Below are 20,264 nucleotides of genomic sequence, written 5' to 3' on the forward strand. Positions count from 1 at the left end.
TTAGTCGGTATCACGATGAGGCTCAGCACTCGACGGTACTGGTTGAGCCGATATTGTGATTTTGTTGGATTTTTGTGATGACCCACTCTCAGTCGAATCCTTTCTAATCACCTCGTGAATCTCCTTGCTATCATTAATAATCAAGGAATTACTGCCGGTGTTTTCCTGTTCAATCTGCTTTTCCGCTTGCTTATTGAGCACTAGAATACTTATGCGACGGTTAACTGGTGAACTAGCATCTTCCTGTTTCAGACGTACAGTTGAAGCCATACCGACAACTCGAAGTATCTTTTCTTCATCCAATCCACCTATCAACAACTCTCTCCTTGATGCATTTGCACGATCCGCGGATAGTTCCCAGTTACTGTAGCCACGCTCGCCATTAGCATATTTCAAGTCATCTGTATGACCGGACAAACTGATTTTATTTGGAATATCGTTCAAGATGGGTGCAATCGCTCGCAAAATATCGCTCATATAACTTTCAACTTTTGCACTACCAATCATAAACATTGGCCGATTTTCCCGGTCTATAATCTGGATACGTAATCCCTCATCCATCATGTCAATTAACAAGTGTGGACGTAATGCTTTAAGACGGGGATCAGTAATAATTAATTGATCGAGTTGCTCACGCAGCCTATTTAATCTGCGAGCATCATCGTTAGCTTCAACAACTTCAATCTGACGAAGGGTGTCGCCTTCCTGATAAAGCACATCCTGCCCTCCCCCTGGGATAGGATTAGAGCTATCGCTACTATGTTCCCCTTTATTTATTGCAACTTGCAATGGGGTACGAAAATATTCTGCAATACGAGTCAATTCCTGCGGGCTGGAAATTGCCAGCAACCACATAACCAGAAAAAATGCCATCATCGCAGTCATAAAGTCAGCATAGGCAATTTTCCATGAACCACCATGATGCTTGCTGTCATGCCTTTTACGTCTTTTTACTCTAATGACAGAGACGTTTCGTGCCTTCATATTTGCTCTTCAGCTTCTTGCTGAACGGGTGCTTTTACCCTACGAACATGTTCCTCCAATTCAGTGAAAGAAGGACGATCTGTGAGATATAAGGTCTTACGACCGAATTCAACAGCAATCTGAGGCGCATAACCATTCAAACTTGACAACAATGTTATTTTAATACACTGCATCATTTTGATGTGCTCACCGCTGCGCTGGCGTAACAATGTTGCAAGTGGAGAAATAAAGCCATATGCCAACAAAATACCAAGAAATGTTCCAACCATTGCATGAGCAATCAATACACCTAGTTCTCCTGCCGGACGATCCGCCGAACCCAAAGCATTAACAACCCCCATCACAGCAGCAACAATGCCAAAAGCAGGAAGTGAATCACCAACCATCATAAGACTGGTTGCCGGGATCTCACTTTCCTGCTCATAAGTTTCAATTTCTTCATCCATCAAAGCTTCAATTTCATGAGGATTCATATTACCACTCACAATTAACCGCATGTAATCGGTGATAAAGTCCATCAAATGCTTATCCTTAAGCAAACGCGGATATTGGGTAAAAATATCACTCTGCTGAGGATGTTCGATATCTCGTTCTAACGCCAAGACACCATGTTGGCGGGATTTTGCTAACAATCGGAAAAGCAAAGCCATCAGATCCATATACATTACTTTGTTATATTTGGATCTCCGCATGACTTTGGGTAAAACACGCAATGTTGCCTTAATCGCTTTTCCGTTGTTACCAACAATGAAAGCACCGATACCAGCACCAGCGATAATTAAAAATTCAGCGGGTTGATAAAGTGCGCCCAAATGACCACCTACAATCAGGTAACCACCGATTACCGCACCAAAAACTACGATATATCCTAAAAGTACTAACACGCGATATCCTTTAGCTAAGTTGGTGAGCGGATGGGAAGTTGAACAGTTTGAGAATTCAGAATGGCGCCGGTTTCAATACAGGTTACAGGAAGAAAAATATAAATCCGTAACCTGTAGGAACAAATTCCCATTTAAATTCACATTGCGCGCTGAGCAAGTCCATCCAGCAGTTGTGAATTAGTATCGGCAGATTGAGAGGAAAGTTTACGTTTTTTTACTGCACGTGATGGAGGTTGGCAAAGGCTACAAACAAAGCTATTTACAGGTTGATGAGCATGAGTAATAAAAGTTCCCCCACAAGTACGACATTGCGAAGGTTGCAACATACCACTGTCTACAAAACGTACCAAAGTCCAGGCACGAGTCAGTGCCAAAACAGGTGCGTCCCCTTCAACAGGAGGACATTGTTCAAGATAGAGCCGATAAGCTTTAACAACTGCCTCTACACCATCACAATAACCACTCTTGAGTAGAAAACGATAGGCATTGTAGAACATTGATGAGTGAATATTCTGTTCCCAAGTCATAAACCAATCTGTTGAAAAAGGTAGCATTCCTTTGGGCGGAGGACTTCCCCTCAATTCTTTATAAAGCTTAATTAATCGCCCTCTGCTCAGCTGTGTTTCACTTTCAAGCATCTGTAACCGTGCGCCCAAAGTGATGAGTTCCATCGCAAGCTGTATATCTTTAGCTTCTTGAACTATACTTTTCCCGGTCATTTCTATGCTCTTTTCTTCACTGAAGTATCGTCTTTCGAAGATAACTGCTGAAATAAATGACTAGATAACAAAATGCCTGTGTGTATTTGTTGTAAATCATCTACCCGAGATTCCCTGGTAAGCTGCTGAATAGTTTCACTGTCTTCGAACCGGAAATTGCAGACTAATTGATTAGTCTCGGCGAGCTTTACCAACTGAGGTAATGTCAATTCAGACAACGTATCAGCCATAGAATCACTAATACCTAAACGGAACATCGCGGATGCTTTTTCATGGTTAATTAATCGCTGAGCTAAAAGCAGATACGATAAATTTATGTCATAAATATGTTTGAGCAATTCAACCGTACTCATTTCTCTATCCCGTCCGATTACATTAAAAAATCAGTTAAGTGTTCGAAAAACCACTCGTGACAAAATTCCTAAAATAGCTTAGGGATTAATAATCTCTTACATAACTAAAATATACAGGCTTAGTCAGAGTAGTAACCATCCTTTGTATTACTTTTGATTCGTCCAACTTCAAAAATATTACGGTAGTGAGTTGCAAAAGTATTATTGCGTTACCTGATATAACATTTTTTACTGTCGATTAAGAATATTCTTAATGCAAGACAACTTTACTCCTGAATCATCAACTTATACAACGGAAAGAAAGCGCCATTTTAAATACTATGTGACATGACTCACAAAAACAAAGGCTTTTAATATGCATTTAATCGATGGATTGCTCACTAACCATTCAAACAATTAAATAAAATCCGAAATCTCAATTTTAATAAGTTAAATTATCTAAATAAAAATATTAGATATATTTTTTGGTTTTATACGATCTATTAAACTTATAAATCTAAAAAAACGATAAAAAATCCTACCATTAGTCAAACAATCGATTGAAAATGCAGTTTTATCTTTGAGTAGTAAGTGTAAACAATAATCTTATTCTGAGATCTGATATCTCCACTGACACAATGAAACTGATTAAATTTATGTAAAATTTAGTTACAAAAAAGATACTGGTATGATCACTTTTAGTTTAGATTTGTACTTTTTTCAACCTAAAGGTCTATCTAAAAATGCGTACCATCATGTATCGATAACACTAACCATACAAAAATAGCATAAAATACAGTAAGATAATGCATAAAAAAACAACTACAACAATATTTTATTGCTTACATAGCAACCAATATCTAGCATAGAGATAATCCTAAAAATCAGTCTATTTTGATTCATGACGACTTAATCACCAGAGAAAACATTAAAAAAACTTATCAAAATATCATATTTCATAATGTAATAACACGTAAAATACCTTCATTAATTACTTTATACTTTTCACCTTTAACTTTTATTTTCCATAACGATTCATTAGTCAAATTTACACATAACGAATATATATATTTTAAAAACATTAGGTATTTTAAATAAATTTCAGATTATTTATCAACCTATAACTTGTTTTAAAATTTTACTAAAGCATAAAATAATATAAATAAAGACTTTAAAACCACATAGATATATAACCCTATTAAATAATAATTATAAATGGCATTACATCCCCTTATATGATTCAAAAAAAATATAATTCACACATTATTTTCCATATAAATAACCAAATAATTTCAGAGTTAATATCCTTATGATACAAATTAAATGAAATACTAAAAGGTATTTTTTCTACTTTTCATCATTTCATATAACATTTACGATTCTCATCCCAAAAATGATATTTATTCGTGTAAATAGTAAAAATAGGGTTTTTACTAACGTATATCATAGGTACTATCTTTTAAAATTATTATCATAGATAAAATAATTAATTCATGCTCATTATAGAAATAACCGGTAGCAATGGAGTTATAAGATAAAAATCAATAATATTTCTTACCAAAATAAGATTATCAATAATAAAAACACCATAATATTTTTATAAAAAAGATGAGGTAAATATGACTTTGCAGAGAAATTTATTTTCCCATATAAATAGTAATGATAATTTTCCAAACAATCATAACTGTTCATCAAGCATGGCAAAGAATGTAGCAACTGATTACAGTTTCCAGCTCATCACAGAAAATATTTCGGTGGTGAAAACTCCATATCCACCGGTTCTTCAAACCAGGAGAAAGCAATATAGATATCGAGAATCATTATCAATTATGTAATCAATAACACAGGAAATGCGGTTACTATTTGGATGAAAGACATTCCCCCTCATACACAATAAGCATCTGCAAAAAGATGCCATTTAATACACTAACTTTGTATAAATACAACATGATCATTGATATTTTATTCTAAAAAAATAAAAATAAACAAATATATATATCGACACACTAAAAATAAAAAAAACTTGATTTACCCAAAATATAATACACTCAGTATTTTTAAAACCTCATTCACAGAATTTTATCAGGAACAGGCTATCCATTTTATCTCAATGAAAAAAACAACAAAATACCACATATCAGATGTTGTACTAGTAAATGAATATTCTCTACCGTTCAGAATAGAATAAAGATATCGGTAAACAACATTGAGAAAACATTACCAAAACCTGAACTTACCGTTATATTCAAGTAGTTGATGATATTTCTATTCGTCAATCTTCCCTTAACAATCCTGAGTGTCTGACGCTCTCAGATTTTTATAAAATCAAGCAATACCCATTACTTTTTTTGATATACCTGTACTTGTGCTAACAAAAATTCCAACATCAGTGTATTTCAATACCACAGTATCATTAAGGCCATCATCAAAAAAACTAACGGTATGCCCGTTCTTTTATAATGCAGGATTCTTGCAATCCACAGTTTGTTAAATATTGATCGTATTCCCATTTCATTTTTCAGGATTTTAGTACACATCAGCTCAGTCTGTTGAGTTGTCAAAATAGCTGCGGAATCTAGCCCTAGATCATGACAAATTATGACAGTAATGACCGAATTATCTTCGGTAAGAACTTTCGCTATCACTCCACTCTCTCTAATGCAGAAATAGCACAAACTGCTCTCTTTTCTATCAGATCAAGAAAAGTTAGTGGCCCTTGTAATATCACTGATTCTTCTCACCAAAAAGCAACAAGCGTTCTCACTTTATCATAGGATAAATATCGAACTGCTAAAAATTAATACCCTGAAATCTTGCCTGATAGCAATCATTAGCCAGTGCCATTATTTTTTCACGGCATTCTTCATCAAGCAGAATTATTATCTATTTTACTCTTATATAAGAACAAACTTAGATCATTTCCTCTAAAGATCCTGAACAGGAATAAGTAACCAATGCCGAACAAAATAAAATATCAACTCATCAATTTTTCTGTATCCACGCATAATCTCCATATCAAACTCACCATGATTCAGTCTGATTTGAAAAGGACAACCATCCACAACGTTTCAGCAGCCAATCCGACGACAACTATCAAAGCAAAAAATACTGCATTTACCCCCACCTCCCTTATACAGACACAAATTAATAATACCAAATGAAATTATTTCAGATATAAAACAATTTTATAATCAAGTGAGTTCATATTTTCCTCAGATGGTAGCAAGAACACTATATTGCCTGGCACAAGATATTTAATACGTATTTAGGGTGGAATTTGCCAAACGACATTTAATCACTGTTGTCTTGATTATAAATTCCACCGCTTTGTTCATAAGGTATTCTTATCAAGCATACCCAATAGATTTCAATTTACAGCGCAGCGGCAAGTGAACGCATCCCCAAGAGCATAGATAGCTATGTAACAGGGGTAAGTGAAACAGCCAACAAAGCAGCAACTTGAAAGATGAGGGGTATATTAAAAAAACGCCATTGATGAAGCATCAACCTCATTATACTAAGAAAACAATTCCAAATTGTTTCGTTGCCTAACTGAGAAAAACCGCATAGGCAACACTTTATCTATTTCATATAACGAAGGACAATTCATCAACAGTGACGTTTTTTCAAACTAAGAATCTATCCCAATAAACATAATTGTTGTTCTATATAAATAGACTTTCAGACCTGTAGTTCCGGTGAGATTTTCCAGTTTATTGAGCTAACACTCTTCTCCAGACTCATGCGACTAACAATCGCTTCTATCTCTTTTTGCTCAGTCGACGTTGCTAATACTTCAATACACACCTCAAGTTTTCCTGGTTGAATCATATCAGTGAAGCTGAGCGATTGTAGTCTCACGGCCACTCCATTTAGAGCTTGTAGTACTAAAGTTCTAACCAGAATTCCATCATTACTGTCACATACTACGTGAATTCTATAACACTGTGGCAAATCGGCGGTCTGCTGCCTGGGATGTAAATTAATACGCTGAGCCGCTTCACGTAACAATATATTCGCGCAAAGAATAATAACCGTTGCTATCGCGGCCAACCAATATTGCCCAAGGCCACATAACACACCAATTCCAGCAGAACACCACAAAGTTGCTGCTGTATTTAACCCACGGATATTCATGCCTTCTCGCATAATGACACCCGCGCCCAAGAAACCAATCCCTGAAACAACCTGAGCAGCAATACGACCTGCACTATCTGGTGAAGTTGTTATTGAACCAAGGATAAAAACTGCAGCACCAGTCGCAACTAATGCATTCGTTCTTAAACCTGCCATACGCTGACGCCATTGACGCTCAGCGCCAATTAATGCACCAAAACACATGGCTGATAATAAATGAAAGACAAAAGGAGTTATTAACATGACATTCTCCATATAACTAAATGGATTAATAATCATGTGCATTTACTTTGCACACAGAAATTTGTACCGAATGTTTAATTCAGCATTATTTTCTGCATATACCTGGAGGTAATAAGATGTAAATGTATAACAACATAATAAAAAACCCAATACATCATTCCTGGCTACTCTACTGAGTACCGGATAATAGTGTTTTTTAAGTAGTACAGCTCAGATATTTTGAGTGGTACCGCTCGCCTTGTTTAGCAAGCAGCAAATCGGGAGGGAATGAGCAGCTTGCCGACTTATTTTTTATTTAACCGAAAACTTTGACTGTCCAATGAGAGTTTCTCCAATAAAATTTGCACGAAGTATAATCAGGAGTAATTAATAAGTAAAGAAGGATATTGCCATAGTAAAGAAAAAGTCCGCCACTACCAAAATAGCGACGGACTTGAAAATCATTCAGGCAATCAGATGGCAGTTACGTTTGCTGCTGCTGGGCCTTTAGCACCACTCTCAATGGTGAACTCTACGTTTTGGCCTTCTGCCAAAGTTTTGAAACCGTTACCCTGAATGGCAGAGAAGTGAACGAATACGTCTTTGCTACCGTCAGCTGGGGTGATGAAACCAAAGCCTTTAGACTCGTTGAACCACTTCACTTGACCTTTCATTTTGTCAGACATTGTGACTTTCCTATATATCAAAAAAATTTTGCCACCATGGGCATGTATTGGCCAGTTATCAGCTATTACTTATGGAGGCACTAAGAAGGAAACGCGTCAACAAAGGCTATCTGAGGATAACACTTACACATAACTCATTAACTCAAGATGTCGTACATAAAGTAGGTCTGTTTATCAGGCCGGCAGCATTAACGCATGATAGAAAAGGAATAGCAACCTTTTTATGCATTCGTGTTTTAAAAAACACGTTTACGCTCACTGTTAGCACAATAATACAACAAGTAAAATGAATCAGTTATAAATTTTTTTGATTTCTTCAACCATTATCTTAATGAAAGCGTTCGGATTAATCTCAGTCAATAACAGATCACAGATTAAAATAAAACAACTGATCTACATAAGATCGCTTCCCTCATGCTAACCTTAAGAACCGATGACTATGAAAACAATCTACTTTTTCTTCACCTAATCAGGTTAATATATGAATATCATTAAACAGATACTGATTCGGGACCTTGAACGAATCAACATTGAAGAACAGCGTGATGGCAAGCCTCGCTTTAATAGCCAGTTTCTCAGCAACCATCCTTACCTTTGCCTGGCTATGCTCATCTCTTATCTGTTCCTCGCCACACTTATCTGGTACGCCCCATACTTTGGTTTATTTTCACTGCTAGGTTTTACTGTACTCTTCATTGTTATGGCTACTGTTCTGCTATTTGAAATCAGACCCGTATATCGGTTTGATGATATTGGTGTGCTTGATCTGCGGGTATGTTACAACGGTGAATGGTTCGTCAGCGAAAAAATATCAAACTATGCTCTCGAAGAGATCCTTTTTCACCCTCATGTTCCGCTAACGATGAAAGATGAAATCAAACATATTATGAAATTGAAAGGTGAAATACATTTTTATGATGTTTATATAGTGGCATTTTCTGAACAGTCAGACAAAGCAACACCTCTGACGATGATGAATAAAAAGACTCAATTTCAATAAAATAGCACAGTTATAACACAACATGCTCATATGACGAGCAAACAATAAAATAGTAAGACTTTTGCGTTGACAGTGCCTCAGTTCATCGCTAATATTCGCCTCGTTCTCAGGAATGATTCCTCCATAGTTCAGTCGGTAGAACGGCGGACTGTTAATCCGTATGTCACTGGTTCGAGTCCAGTTGGAGGAGCCAAATTTAAGTCTGGAGATGCTAAAAGAAATCTCTGGTACTATCAGATATGCAAGTATAAAAAAAAGCCCAATGAAAGTTGGGCTTTTTTTGTTTCGGTTTGCAGAACACGCATTTGGTGGTCTGGGATGATTAATCCAAAACTACTTTATAAACTCTCTCTTTAGATTTATGCAGTATATTTACCTCGCCAATAAATGCTATTTCGTAATGAATTATTACCTGACCATTACCTATATAATTAAAGAAAGTAATTCCACCTGGCTGGCCATCGGCGTTTGCTTCAGGATTAATTACTCCCAACCGGACAACATTATCTTCACCAACCACTAAAGATTCTATTTTTAATACCAGCTCTCCTGCATCCTGATTATTACCAGAATAACCCCTTACATGAACTGTACCTTTTTTTAACTCCTTGCCTTTAAGTTTAGCGTCTTTGACCATAATATTGATGTCATACTCAATAATACTCTCACCAATTGGCCGGCCTCTGGTTTCATCGTATTCATCAATATAAGGTACTTCCAGATCTCGACGAACCTGAACAGTTCCAGGATCTTCATCAAGTTCTACAACTATACGTTGAGCAGTAGAAAATTTAGCGCTACCGCTTTCACTAATAGTATAATAAACGCTGTCGTGTTTACCGCTAGTCAGGAGATCACTTTTTACCGATAAGCTACGGATATCATTACTATCCTGTATACCTGGAACAGATACAACAGTGTTATCAAGAATAAATTTTACTTCGTGATTTTTCAAAATATTAGAATCAGAAAAAAGTACTTTAACCCCTGCTTTTATATCACTGCTATCAATTATATTATCATAATTTGCTGGATATATAGGTGCTGCTAATCCCACTGACTTCAGTTTGAATCGATCTAAAACAGCTTCCGCCACCACATTGCCACCAGCATCAGTCACTTCAGCAACAAATTTAATTGTGGTATTTACTTTTTGATCTGTCTTAATTTTTACTAAAATTTCAGATGTTCTTCTAATTGGATCGAATAAGTTATTATTATTTACAATTTCATATTCGCCTTCACTCAAGCCATTCACGACAATCTTACTTTTGTAATTATCTAATGGCATAGAGCCATCATCATCTTTTAGAACTATAAATAGTCGCAATGGAACGTTAAACCAGTCTTTATGTGAAACCCAGTTAGTTACATCAGTATTAATTAAAAAATTCATGATTTTTCCTCATCTTTTATAAAAACTATAAAAAAATCAGTCACTCTTTTCTGGGAAAACATTATATACTACATTTATATGTAAAGTTATTCACACCTCCTTAAAAATTAATTTACTCAACACCTTAATGTTTGTGATTTTTATTTCACAATATTTTTCATAAATAACGATTACTTACTTTATTGCATCTTATATGCGCATATAAATTTATTATCAAGTTAAGGGAACATTGAAATATTATTATCAATAAAATCTCTTCTATATCTTTCATTTGTAATATAATTGCCGAATGATGAATTGAATAATGAATTACTCTTTCAACTAATAATTATAGACGAGTAAACCGACTAATAAATATCAAAAGACAATAAGTGTTCTGTTAAAATAAAATAGGAAAATTATCAAAAAATACAAAAATCCATAAATAAAATTTAAAGAAATATTCCATCATATTTTTAATGCCACAAATTAATTATTCTCTAAATAAAATAATAGATAATATTTCCTCTACCTAATTATCATATACCGAATGAACTTCAAGATGCTTGAGCCGTTAGACATAAAAACATTTAAATTCAACAGCATAATCGTTTTTCAAACATGCACTTTGAAGTGTCTTGAGTATATATAAATATCAATTAGTACTCGCACTTCCTGTCTTAGGATATTTAATTGACTAAAAATGGCAAAAAAACACCATCTTGAGCGCCAGTTAATCAATTAAACTCAATTTTCACTTTTCCCCTTTGACAAGCCCCAAATACCCAGCTATTATTCGCTCCGTTCTCAGGAACGATTCCTCCATAGTTCAGTCGGTAGAACGGCGGACTGTTAATCCGTATGTCACTGGTTCGAGTCCAGTTGGAGGAGCCAAATTATGAAGAGCCCGCTTGATGCGGGCTTTTTGCTTTTCTGATTTGTAAAACTAATCTTACAAATCAATCCTCAACATCATATCCGATTCAACCTACGCTCATCGCATATAATCCCAGCAATTAACTATTATTCAGCATAAAAACAGATCAAGAAGTTCAGTTTGCCAGCAAACAAACCATATCTGTTGTTTTATGCTTTGACAAAGCAAAAGCATACCGCTAATATTCGCCCCGTTGTGAAGGAGTTCCTCCATAGTTCAGTCGGTAGAACGGCGGACTGTTAATCCGTATGTCACTGGTTCGAGTCCAGTTGGAGGAGCCAACTTCATATCCTTTACCCTCATGTTTTATTTTTTCTTCTTTACAAGAAAGTCTACCTCTGATTACCCTAATCCAACTAATTTAGATGAAATTTTCGCTGAAAATTACATTCAATAATAGATATTTAATCTATTTCACTTTATTATCCGTTCCCGGCTTGAATATGCTGAATTCAGCACTTGTCTTTCCTATTCATAACAACTGGAGCCGGTTTCATGACCACTGAATCATATACCATAAAAATCCGCCGCCCTGATGACTGGCATATTCATTTCCGTGACGGTGAAATGCTAAAAACTGTCGTTCCTTATACCAGTCACTATTTTGGCCGCGCTATCGTCATGCCTAATCTTCTTTCTCCGATAACAAAGATTGGCAGTGCCAAAGCCTATAGAGATAGAATATTAGCTGCTATCCCTAAAGGACATAATTTTCAGCCTCTTATGACTTGTTACCTTACTGATTCTATCAACAGTTCCCAAATAGAGGTCGGTTATAAAGAAGGAATCTTCACTGCCTGTAAGCTCTACCCTGCCAACGCAACAACTAATTCAAGCCACGGTGTGTCTGATATTAATAATATTTATCCATTATTAGAGATTATGGAAAAACTAGGGATGCCTTTGCTCGTCCACGGCGAAGTTACTGCCTCTCATATTGATATTTTTGACCGTGAAGCCCGCTTTATTGAACAAGTCATGGAACCATTACGTAACCAGTTTCCCGCGCTGAAAATCGTGTTTGAACACATAACAACCAAAGAAGCAGCGCAATATGTACTGGAAGGAGATGACAATCTAGCCGCAACGTTAACTCCACAGCATTTAATGTTCAACCGCAATCATATGTTAGTTGGTGGTATCCGTCCAAACTTGTATTGCCTGCCAATTCTAAAACGTGATGTTCACCAAAATGCTTTGCGCACAGCGGTCGCCAGTGGCTGTGATCGTTTCTTCTTGGGCACAGACTCTGCACCACATGCACAGCACAGAAAAGAATCATCTTGTGGTTGTGCTGGCGTATTTAATTCCCCATCAGCATTACCTGCTTACGCAACAGTATTTGAAGAGATAAACGCATTACAGCATTTTGAAGCCTTCTGTTCTCTTAATGGCCCTAAATTTTACGGATTACCCATTAATGAAGGTTTTGTCGAGCTGACTCGCAAATCTTCCACTGTCATTGAACAGATTGACTGTGGCAATGAAAAGCTTATTCCGTTTCTGGCTGGAGAAGATGCTGGTTGGGAAGTCAAAATAGCCGACTAATATACACATGAGGGTGGCCTGTCATCCTCATTAATTTGTATAGTTATCAATCCACAACCAAACCGGATAATAATTCCTAACAAAAAACCTTCTTACTTTCATTAAAAAGCATATACTAATAATGACTCATTCAAGAATGAGGTAGTTTGCTCTTAGTCAATGATATTAATAATTAATGCAGTGATCTGATTAGGAGGTTTTATGGGCAGTAAAGATGAAGTTATTCAAACGCATCCTGTTGTAGGTTGGGATGTCAGTACGGTTGATACGTATGATGCAGTGATGTTACGCCTTCACTACTTGTCCTCCCAGGATCAAACACCAGAACATGTTATGGTAGACCGAACTTTATGGTTGACAACTGACATTGCAAAGCAATTGATATACATCCTCCAGGCAGGAATTGAAAAGATCGAATCCTCAGAATACAGCGATCTAAATCATATTAAGCACTAATCTCAAACCTGGACACCCAAATAAATGGGTGTCCAGTTTGGAGCGCATTGATTCATCTCAACGGTTTTATCTGAAATACCATATCATTAAATCATAATTTCGGATTAAGCTGGTTTTATTATCGCAATTGCCGAGTTGACTCTTAACGGATAAGGCGTTTATTGTGAACTCCGCCAAACAGGAACAGGGATGTACAATAATGAAAATCTTAGTAGTTGAAGAATGCTATTATACCCGTTCAGGTATCAGTGAATTTTTAAAGAAGAATGATAATATTGAACATATTGAAATTGTTAGCTTTTCTTCAATTAATGAAGCTATGAATACTATAAATAGTTTTTCTCCTGATATTGTTTTAGCTAACTTAACTCACTATTGTCACCATGCCAGTTATTGCTCTAATTTACATAATTTCGTTACTCTTTTAGATAATACCCGTATCTATATATACCTCGACAACCCGTATCCTTACTGTGATAACTATATTACATTGAAAAGTAATGTTTTTCTTCTAACAAAGAAAAATCTTCCTTATTTACTTAATAAACTGAGTAAAACAACACTAAAAGAAATTCAGAAACACCGAGAGAAAATTGATGGATGTTGTTCTATTTTCAGTCCACAAGAACATAAAATTATCAATTATTGGATGAAAGAAGATCCAAATTACCAGATATCCCAAAAGTTAAAAATCAGTAGTAGTACAGTATATTCTCACAAAAGACATATTGCAGAGAAAATCAACGTACGTAATAGAATTGAACTCTGTTTTCTTTACAATGTTTTTAAATATCTCTATTAATAAAAAATCCATTACCTAAAAATAAACTGGCACGTGAATCTCTGTGCCAGTTATTAATACTCTTACTTAGTTAACTGCAATGAAGTGATATTCATTCCATCCTGCAAACGATGCCGAGATTTATTAAATATTTTTGCTCCATTTTCACGGCCAGCCCGGCGAATTCGCTGTTCTGCTTCTGGCAAGTTAACTTCTTCCCTGCATACTTCGCTACAACAACCTTCAAATTTATCTGCACATTCCGAACACTGAATAAATAACAGGTGGCAACCATCGTTTTTGCAATTAGTATGGCTATCGCAAGATGTACCACACTGATGGCAATGAGCAATCACATCATCTGAAATACGTTCCCCCATTCGCTCATCAAATACAAAGTTCTTACCAATAAAACGTACCGGCAATCCCTGTTCTTTAGCTTTACGGGAATATTCAATAATACCGCCTTCTACGTGATACACGTTTTTAAAACCATTATGCAACATATAAGCGCTGGCCTTTTCACAACGAATACCACCTGTACAATACATCACAATATTCTTATCTTTATTATCCTGCAGCATTTCCACTGCCATTGGCAATTGCTCGCGGAAAGTATCGGACGGAATTTCAATTGCATTCTCAAAATGCCCCACTTCGTATTCATAATGATTACGCATATCAACAAATAACGTATCAGGATCATCCAGCATTTGGTTGACCTGCTCTGCTTTAAGATACTCACCGATCTTTGATGGATCAAAAGTTTCATCTTCAATACCATCGGCTACGACGCGATCACGTACTTTCATACGCAAAACCCAGAAAGATTTTCCATCATCATCAAGGGCAATATTCAATCTCAGATTATCTAAGGCAGGATCAATTGAATACAATAAAGCTTTCAACGCTTCCAGATTATGGGTTGGTAAACTTATCTGCGCATTAATCCCTTCTTTAGCAATATAAACCCGACCAAATACTGAAAGCTCAGTAAATTGTTGATAAAGATTATTACGAAAAACCAAGGGATCTAATATATTAAAATATTTATAAAAAGAAATGGTAGTACGAGGCTGAGCCTCCGCTAGCATACGTGCTTTCAGCTCTTTATTAGAAATGCGGTTATGTAACACTGGCATGGTGTACTTTCCTGAACGATAAGTCATAAGAGTGGATGTATAAATGATGGCCTCTGCCATCAAATGTATATGATAACGAAAATGATTTTCAACGAGTAGCAATTTATAACATAGCGATAGAAATAAGAGAGGAATCTGTCCTCTCTTCAATGATTGCAAGTTATTTACATACAGGCAATGGAACAAACTGGTAGCAGTTTAACCCTTAAGGCTGAAACCAATCATCAGCACTTTCCCATATTTCTTGTAAAATCTCTTCTATGATTTCTCGATCATCGGAAGTGCCACCACGAATAGACAACCCATCACTACTTGCTAACTTCACATTGGTCTTAATATCAGGCCAACGATACTTAAGACGTTTATCCAGTTCTACAGCCAGGGCGGGGACGGCACCTTTTGGTAACTTCTTAGATTTGTTGATAGTCACTTCTACATGCATAGTTTTTCCCTCTACGAATACAACTGTTTAAATAAACAGTAATATTATTCACGCAAATTGTAAATAGCTTATGAAAAACTATTTTAATAGTTATATATCAATATGTTATTAACACTCTTTTTCTCAGATATCAAAATGAAATAATCAACAAATATACTATTATCTACCAAAAAAAGTTGCTGGCAGTTTGACAGAAGGTCAGAATATTACCCAACATCGATCTCATAAACATTTCATGCCTGAAAACTTCGATATCCAGTCAAAAAGTGTCACAATAGGCATATTGTTTTATCCATATTGTTGGAATAATAAATAATCCGGGAATCCATGATACAAGCACCTTCTTTTCAACGTTCACTATTCCGTCCTCGTTACTGGCCTACCTGGTTTGGTATCGGTCTGCTTTACTTATTAGTTCTGCTCCCATATCCAGTTATTTACTGGATAGGCACCCGTCTGGGCAGACTTTCCATGCGTTTCCTGAAAAAACGGGCAAAAATCGCCGAAAGAAACCTTGAGTTATGTTTTCCTGACATTCCAGAGGAAAAGCGCAACGAGTTATTAATAAAAAACTTCGAATCCGTCGGCATGGGAATATTTGAAACGGGTATGGCCTGGTTTTGGCCAAACTGGCGAATAGAACGCTGGTTTAAAGTTACCGGACGGGAAAATATTCAAAAAATTCAGGCTACTGGACAAGGAATTATCGTTATTGGTATCCACTTCCTGACCTTGGAACTGGGCGCCCGAATCCTCGGCATGCTAAATCCGGGTATTGGTGTCTATCGCCCGAATGACAACCCAGTTATGGACTGGCTGCAAACGTGGGGAAGATTGCGCTCTAACAAATATATGTTGGACCGAAAAGATCTTAAGGGCATGATCCGCTGCCTGAAAAATGGTGAAATTGTCTGGTATGCGCCAGATCATGATTACGGCCCACGAAAAAGTGTATTTGCACCATTATTTGCGGTAGAACATGCGGCAACAACTACAGGTACCTCGATACTTGTGCGTCTTGCCGATCCAGCAATGATCCCATTCACTCCCCGCCGCTTGCCTGACGGAAAAGGCTATGAGCTCATTATTCAGCCAGCCGTAGATGGGTTCCCGACAAATGATGAAGTGAAAGCAGCCGCTTTTATGAACAAAGTGGTCGAGCGGGAAATTTTACAAGCTCCTGAGCAATATATGTGGTTGCATCGTCGCTTTAAAACTCGTCCTGAAGGTATGCCTTCTCTGTACGGTCAAACTGATAGAACCCATTAAATACCCTCAACGGCTGTTTCTTCACTCAAGAAACAGCCGCGATAACTTTTGTGTACAATCCAATAATCCTTATTTTGTTTCAATATTGATGTTATGTATTTTAATTTGGTTTACACTCAAGACACTTCAAATTGCATGTTTGAAAAACAATTATGTTGTTGAATTTAAATATTTTTATGTCTGACGGCTCAAGCATCTTGAAGTTCATTCGGTATATCTCTGAATTTTATATAAAAATCAAGACTAATATAAAAATGACAAATAAAAACAAGGCTGATAATTAAACATCTTTACTTTCTTATTTTTTATAATCACCTTCAATAATTGGCTACTAAAACTAATATTTATATATTATAAATATTATGTGATTTTCACTTTAACTTATTTTTATTGATGAAAATTTTCCTGATATAAATATAGGAAAATCAATAGCCTTCCCCCTTGTTTTAATCAACCAGGGGTAAAAAACGAGATTTCTATCAGATTTTTCTCTGAAAAATGAAATATAAAGCAAGAGATATCCTATCTACCAATAAAATTAATCGGAAAACATGTTAAATATATATTAATAAGACAGGACGTCATTTAATAATAACGTGGCTTTTTTTGCTCCAGATCTAAATCTGAAAGAGTTTTTTAAAAGCTTTATTTGTTGCACACACCACACTCCAGGAGTGTAGTATTATAGGAAAACTTAAATGCAATCCTCCATTAACAATACAAAAAACCGAACTTTCTTCGGACATCCTTATCCATTAAGTTCTCTGTTCTTTACCGAAATGTGGGAACGTTTCTCTTACTACGGCATTCGCCCACTTTTGATCTTGTTTATGGCAGCAACCATTTATGATGGTGGAATGGAAATTCCCCGTGAACAAGCATCTGCTATCGTCGGTATTTTTGCCGGGAGTGTTTATCTAACTTCTCTGCCTGGCGGCTGGCTGGCAGATAACTGGTTAGGCCAACATCGGGCAGTCTGGTATGGCTCCATCATTATTGCATTAGGCCATCTGTCTATCGCCCTTTCCGCCTTCCTAAGTCATTATCTGTTTTTTATTGGCCTACTGTTGATTGTATTAGGTACCGGATTATTTAAAACCTGTATCACAGTTATGGTCGGAACTCTGTACAAAAAAGATGATCCTCGTCGTGACGGTGGTTTTTCCTTATTCTATATGGGTATTAACATAGGTTCCCTTATCTCTCCGCTAATTACGGGCTGGTTAATTCGTGACTATGGTTGGCACTGGGGTTTTGGCATCGGTGGACTAGGTATGTTGGTTGCTCTATTGATATTCCGTTTCTATACGGTTCCCTCGATGCGCCGCTATGATAAAGAAAGTGGTTTGGACTCAAGCTGGGATCACCCTACGGTTAAACGTAAACACGTTGGCAAATGGGTCCTTATTACTATTATCGCTATGATTGCTATTATTACTTTGCTAATCCTTGGTGTAATCCCATTCAATCCGATAGCTGTAGCCAGCACAATGGTCTATGTGATCTCATCTTGTGTAACACTTTACTTTATCTATCTGTTTCTCTTTGCCGGCTTGAGCAGTAGTGATCGTTCCCGCTTACTGGTTTGTTTTATTCTGCTGGTATCTGCTGCGTTCTTTTGGTCTGCATTCGAACAAAAACCAACTTCATTCAACCTGTTTGCCAATGATTATACAAACCGGATCGTGATGGGATTTGAAATCCCAACAGTCTGGTTCCAGTCAATCAACTCACTATTCATTATTCTATTGGCTCCGGTGTTCAGTTGGCTCTGGCCTATGTTGGCAAAGCGTAATGCTAACCCAAGTAGTATCAGTAAATTCATTATTGGTATTCTGTTTGGTGCCGGTGGTTTTGGTCTGATGATTTTAGCAGCACAAAATGTACTGGCAACAGGTGAAACTGTTTCTCCACTCTGGTTGGTCGCAAGTATTCTATTAATGACGCTCGGTGAACTGTGCCTCAGCCCGATTGGGCTTGCCACTATGACTCTGCTGGCACCATCCCGTATGCGCGGTCAGGTTATGGGCCTGTGGTTCTGTGCAAGTGCTCTGGGTAATCTGGCCGCTGGCCTGATTGGTGGACACGTTCGCGCTGATCAACTGGACAATCTACCTGACCTGTTCTCCCGCGTATCTTTAGCTCTAGTCATCTGTGCAGCTGTGCTGATGGTATTACTCGTACCAATACGCCGCCTGCTTAATAATGCTGAAAAATCAGAGGCAAAAGCTCAGTAATATTTATGCTCTATATGAACGCATCCCGTTTGCAAGACAAAAATTACTCTGGCATCGACGGCAGCGGGGTTTTCGTCAGTAAGGTGGCCACTCTTGCACCGTGAATAAACAGGGTTCTCAGGTAGGTATCTCCCCGTTTACTGATGCCCAGTCATTTGACCCGGCCTCCCGTTCCCGTTTGTTTCGGTACCAGGCCCAAATAGGCCGAAAATTCCCTGCACGACCGAAAGGCGCTAGGAGCGCCCATCGTCGCGATGGCGGCGGTCGCAATCAGGACACCGACTCCGGGAATTTTCATCATCCGCTGACAATCGGCATTCTGCTTTGCCCACGCCGTTAGTTGGTTTTCCATTTGTTCAATTTGTTCGTCGATTTCGGTCAAACGATGATATTGCGCTTCAAGCAGAGCAAGCAGGAACGGGGCCAGTTTTTTTCTGAGTCGCTCAAGTACCTCAGGCATGGCCTTATCCAGAGAAGCCCTGCCTTTATACTCGGTTTCACCAAATTCCAGTAGCAAACCATGCAGCGCATTAATTTGTGCGGTTCTGAATTTGACTAATTGGTGGCGCATTATTATGAGATCTCTTTGAGTAGCACTTATTGTCTATCAAAAAAGTTACTTCTCGTCATGCCGCCATTCTCTCTGATTTTAATTTCCCGCTCAATTTCTCGATTGAATCTCTTATTAACTTCATCATTAAATCTCTGGCTCTCTTGCCAATTTGCAGCATATTTCTTTGCATACCTATCTTGTTTTTCCTGCTCTAGCTTCTCTGCGGCTTCATTATCCGCAATGAGTTCATTGACATCCCAATGCCTGGATTTGAGGTTTTCCCGTTTCTTCAAATAGTCCGCAGATGGCTTATTGTCAGCCGGAATCTCACTTTTGTAGTCAAAATTTAAAGCAAATGCCTGAAAAGAAATTGCTGATAAGATGACAAAAATGTAACGCGATCCTTTAATTATCATATTGATCCCTCTTTAAAATCATAACTACGAATAATTATTAAATAATTATTGCCAATAGGAATCAATAACATTTATACATAAAAAATAAGTTATCGATATCAGATTTAAACTTTATTTAAATTAAGCTCTTTCCATTGGTCTGGT

At 37.1% G+C, this 20,264-nt stretch carries 17 protein-coding genes, 3 tRNA genes and 1 pseudogene; 10 read left to right on the plus strand and 11 right to left on the minus strand.

What is annotated here, in order from left to right; translation table 11 throughout:
• The 4 genes from motB to flhD all read right to left on the minus strand — a co-directional run bounded on the left by motB (window position 1) and on the right by flhD (window position 2,940).
• Complete coding sequence (gene motB / locus BO26_RS03230; RefSeq protein WP_036768710.1) at window positions 1–984, minus strand: flagellar motor protein MotB; 984 nt, start codon at window positions 982–984, stop codon at window positions 1–3.
• Window positions 981–1,868 (minus strand): flagellar motor stator protein MotA, encoded by an 888-nt coding sequence (gene motA / locus BO26_RS03235; protein WP_036768711.1) that lies wholly within the window; start codon window positions 1,866–1,868, stop codon window positions 981–983. Before motA ends, motB begins: the two co-directional genes overlap by 4 nt.
• 137 nt (window positions 1,869–2,005) lie before the next feature.
• A complete protein-coding gene (gene flhC / locus BO26_RS03240; protein WP_015834824.1) occupies window positions 2,006–2,587 on the minus strand; it encodes a flagellar transcriptional regulator FlhC in 582 nt (193 codons plus the stop codon).
• Between the two features lie 2 nt (window positions 2,588–2,589).
• The gene (gene flhD, locus BO26_RS03245) at window positions 2,590–2,940 is read right to left on the minus strand and encodes a flagellar transcriptional regulator FlhD (RefSeq protein ID WP_015834825.1); all 351 of its coding nucleotides are present in this window, start codon (window positions 2,938–2,940) and stop codon (window positions 2,590–2,592) included.
• 2,933 nt (window positions 2,941–5,873) lie between these two features.
• Between flhD and BO26_RS03255 the strand changes: the two genes are divergently transcribed.
• Window positions 5,874–6,080 (plus strand): hypothetical protein, encoded by a 207-nt coding sequence (locus tag BO26_RS03255; protein ID WP_036768715.1) that lies wholly within the window; start codon window positions 5,874–5,876, stop codon window positions 6,078–6,080.
• Window positions 6,081–6,600: 520 nt separating this feature from the next.
• On the opposite strand, the gene BO26_RS03260 is transcribed toward BO26_RS03255, so the two are convergent.
• Both BO26_RS03260 and cspE read right to left on the minus strand, forming a co-directional pair.
• The gene (locus tag BO26_RS03260) at window positions 6,601–7,299 is read right to left on the minus strand and encodes an MgtC family protein (protein WP_036768716.1); all 699 of its coding nucleotides are present in this window, start codon (window positions 7,297–7,299) and stop codon (window positions 6,601–6,603) included.
• 452 nt (window positions 7,300–7,751) lie between these two features.
• A complete protein-coding gene (gene cspE, locus BO26_RS03265; RefSeq protein ID WP_015834829.1) occupies window positions 7,752–7,964 on the minus strand; it encodes a transcription antiterminator/RNA stability regulator CspE in 213 nt (70 codons plus the stop codon).
• Window positions 7,965–8,445: 481 nt separating this feature from the next.
• Here cspE and BO26_RS03270 point away from each other — a divergent pair, with 481 nt between their 5' ends.
• Window positions 8,446–8,964, plus strand: a complete 519-nt coding sequence (locus tag BO26_RS03270; RefSeq protein ID WP_036768717.1) for a YlaC family protein — start codon at window positions 8,446–8,448, stop codon at window positions 8,962–8,964.
• A 117-nt stretch (window positions 8,965–9,081) separates the two neighbouring features.
• A tRNA-Asn gene (locus BO26_RS03275) sits at window positions 9,082–9,157 on the plus strand.
• Between the two features lie 129 nt (window positions 9,158–9,286).
• On the opposite strand, the gene BO26_RS03280 is transcribed toward BO26_RS03275, so the two are convergent.
• Window positions 9,287–10,360, minus strand: a complete 1,074-nt coding sequence (locus BO26_RS03280) for a hypothetical protein (RefSeq protein WP_036768718.1) — start codon at window positions 10,358–10,360, stop codon at window positions 9,287–9,289.
• Window positions 10,361–11,157: 797 nt separating this feature from the next.
• On the opposite strand from BO26_RS03280, the gene BO26_RS03285 reads away from it, so the two are divergent.
• The 5 genes from BO26_RS03285 (at window position 11,158) to BO26_RS03305 (ending at window position 14,082) form a co-directional block, all read left to right on the plus strand.
• Window positions 11,158–11,233, plus strand: a tRNA-Asn gene (locus BO26_RS03285).
• Between the two features lie 248 nt (window positions 11,234–11,481).
• A tRNA-Asn gene (locus tag BO26_RS03290) sits at window positions 11,482–11,557 on the plus strand.
• Window positions 11,558–11,771: 214 nt separating this feature from the next.
• On the plus strand, window positions 11,772–12,824 hold the full coding sequence (gene pyrC / locus BO26_RS03295; RefSeq protein ID WP_036768719.1) for a dihydroorotase: 1,053 nt from the start codon (window positions 11,772–11,774) through the stop codon (window positions 12,822–12,824).
• A gap of 201 nt (window positions 12,825–13,025) precedes the next feature.
• Window positions 13,026–13,280 (plus strand): biofilm formation regulator BssS, encoded by a 255-nt coding sequence (gene bssS, locus BO26_RS03300; protein WP_036768721.1) that lies wholly within the window; start codon window positions 13,026–13,028, stop codon window positions 13,278–13,280.
• Window positions 13,281–13,479: 199 nt separating this feature from the next.
• Complete coding sequence (locus BO26_RS03305; protein WP_036768722.1) at window positions 13,480–14,082, plus strand: LuxR C-terminal-related transcriptional regulator; 603 nt, start codon at window positions 13,480–13,482, stop codon at window positions 14,080–14,082.
• Window positions 14,083–14,144: 62 nt separating this feature from the next.
• On the opposite strand, the gene trhO is transcribed toward BO26_RS03305, so the two are convergent.
• Together trhO and BO26_RS03315 are read right to left on the minus strand one after the other, a co-directional pair.
• Window positions 14,145–15,203: an oxygen-dependent tRNA uridine(34) hydroxylase TrhO gene (gene trhO / locus BO26_RS03310; RefSeq protein WP_036768724.1), complete on the minus strand. Its 1,059-nt coding sequence runs from the start codon at window positions 15,201–15,203 to the stop codon at window positions 14,145–14,147.
• Window positions 15,204–15,408: 205 nt separating this feature from the next.
• The gene (locus BO26_RS03315) at window positions 15,409–15,645 is read right to left on the minus strand and encodes a DinI-like family protein (protein WP_036768725.1); all 237 of its coding nucleotides are present in this window, start codon (window positions 15,643–15,645) and stop codon (window positions 15,409–15,411) included.
• A 327-nt stretch (window positions 15,646–15,972) separates the two neighbouring features.
• Between BO26_RS03315 and BO26_RS03320 the strand changes: the two genes are divergently transcribed.
• Both BO26_RS03320 and BO26_RS03325 read left to right on the plus strand, forming a co-directional pair.
• A complete protein-coding gene (locus BO26_RS03320) occupies window positions 15,973–16,914 on the plus strand; it encodes a Kdo(2)-lipid IV(A) acyltransferase (protein ID WP_036768727.1) in 942 nt (313 codons plus the stop codon).
• A gap of 698 nt (window positions 16,915–17,612) precedes the next feature.
• Window positions 17,613–19,151 (plus strand): peptide MFS transporter, encoded by a 1,539-nt coding sequence (locus BO26_RS03325; RefSeq protein ID WP_036768729.1) that lies wholly within the window; start codon window positions 17,613–17,615, stop codon window positions 19,149–19,151.
• A gap of 46 nt (window positions 19,152–19,197) precedes the next feature.
• Here BO26_RS03325 and BO26_RS03330 read toward each other — a convergent pair.
• Window positions 19,198–19,719: pseudogene (locus tag BO26_RS03330) on the minus strand (IS110 family RNA-guided transposase); the annotation flags it as partial.
• Between the two features lie 29 nt (window positions 19,720–19,748).
• Window positions 19,749–20,120, minus strand: a complete 372-nt coding sequence (locus BO26_RS03335) for a hypothetical protein (RefSeq protein WP_036768731.1) — start codon at window positions 20,118–20,120, stop codon at window positions 19,749–19,751.
• Window positions 20,121–20,264 lie beyond the last annotated feature (144 nt).

This window comes from Photorhabdus australis DSM 17609 (assembly GCF_000711895.1).
In the GTDB taxonomy this organism is placed as follows: Bacteria; Pseudomonadota; Gammaproteobacteria; order Enterobacterales; family Enterobacteriaceae; genus Photorhabdus; species Photorhabdus australis.

Coding starts and splice junctions, on each gene's coding strand:
- cspE (WP_015834829.1), bottom strand. CDS start 7,964: ATGTCTGACAAAATGAAAGGTCAAGTGAAGTGGTTCAACGAGTCTAAA.
- flhC (WP_015834824.1), bottom strand. CDS start 2,587: ATGACCGGGAAAAGTATAGTTCAAGAAGCTAAAGATATACAGCTTGCG.
- trhO (WP_036768724.1), bottom strand. CDS start 15,203: ATGCCAGTGTTACATAACCGCATTTCTAATAAAGAGCTGAAAGCACGT.
- BO26_RS03315 (WP_036768725.1), bottom strand. CDS start 15,645: ATGCATGTAGAAGTGACTATCAACAAATCTAAGAAGTTACCAAAAGGT.
- bssS (WP_036768721.1), top strand. CDS start 13,026: ATGGGCAGTAAAGATGAAGTTATTCAAACGCATCCTGTTGTAGGTTGG.
- BO26_RS03320 (WP_036768727.1), top strand. CDS start 15,973: ATGATACAAGCACCTTCTTTTCAACGTTCACTATTCCGTCCTCGTTAC.
- BO26_RS03280 (WP_036768718.1), bottom strand. CDS start 10,360: ATGAATTTTTTAATTAATACTGATGTAACTAACTGGGTTTCACATAAA.
- BO26_RS03325 (WP_036768729.1), top strand. CDS start 17,613: ATGCAATCCTCCATTAACAATACAAAAAACCGAACTTTCTTCGGACAT.
- BO26_RS03335 (WP_036768731.1), bottom strand. CDS start 20,120: ATGATAATTAAAGGATCGCGTTACATTTTTGTCATCTTATCAGCAATT.
- BO26_RS03255 (WP_036768715.1), top strand. CDS start 5,874: ATGCCGAACAAAATAAAATATCAACTCATCAATTTTTCTGTATCCACG.
- pyrC (WP_036768719.1), top strand. CDS start 11,772: ATGACCACTGAATCATATACCATAAAAATCCGCCGCCCTGATGACTGG.
- BO26_RS03260 (WP_036768716.1), bottom strand. CDS start 7,299: ATGTTAATAACTCCTTTTGTCTTTCATTTATTATCAGCCATGTGTTTT.
- BO26_RS03305 (WP_036768722.1), top strand. CDS start 13,480: ATGAAAATCTTAGTAGTTGAAGAATGCTATTATACCCGTTCAGGTATC.
- flhD (WP_015834825.1), bottom strand. CDS start 2,940: ATGAGTACGGTTGAATTGCTCAAACATATTTATGACATAAATTTATCG.
- motB (WP_036768710.1), bottom strand. CDS start 984: ATGAAGGCACGAAACGTCTCTGTCATTAGAGTAAAAAGACGTAAAAGG.
- BO26_RS03270 (WP_036768717.1), top strand. CDS start 8,446: ATGAATATCATTAAACAGATACTGATTCGGGACCTTGAACGAATCAAC.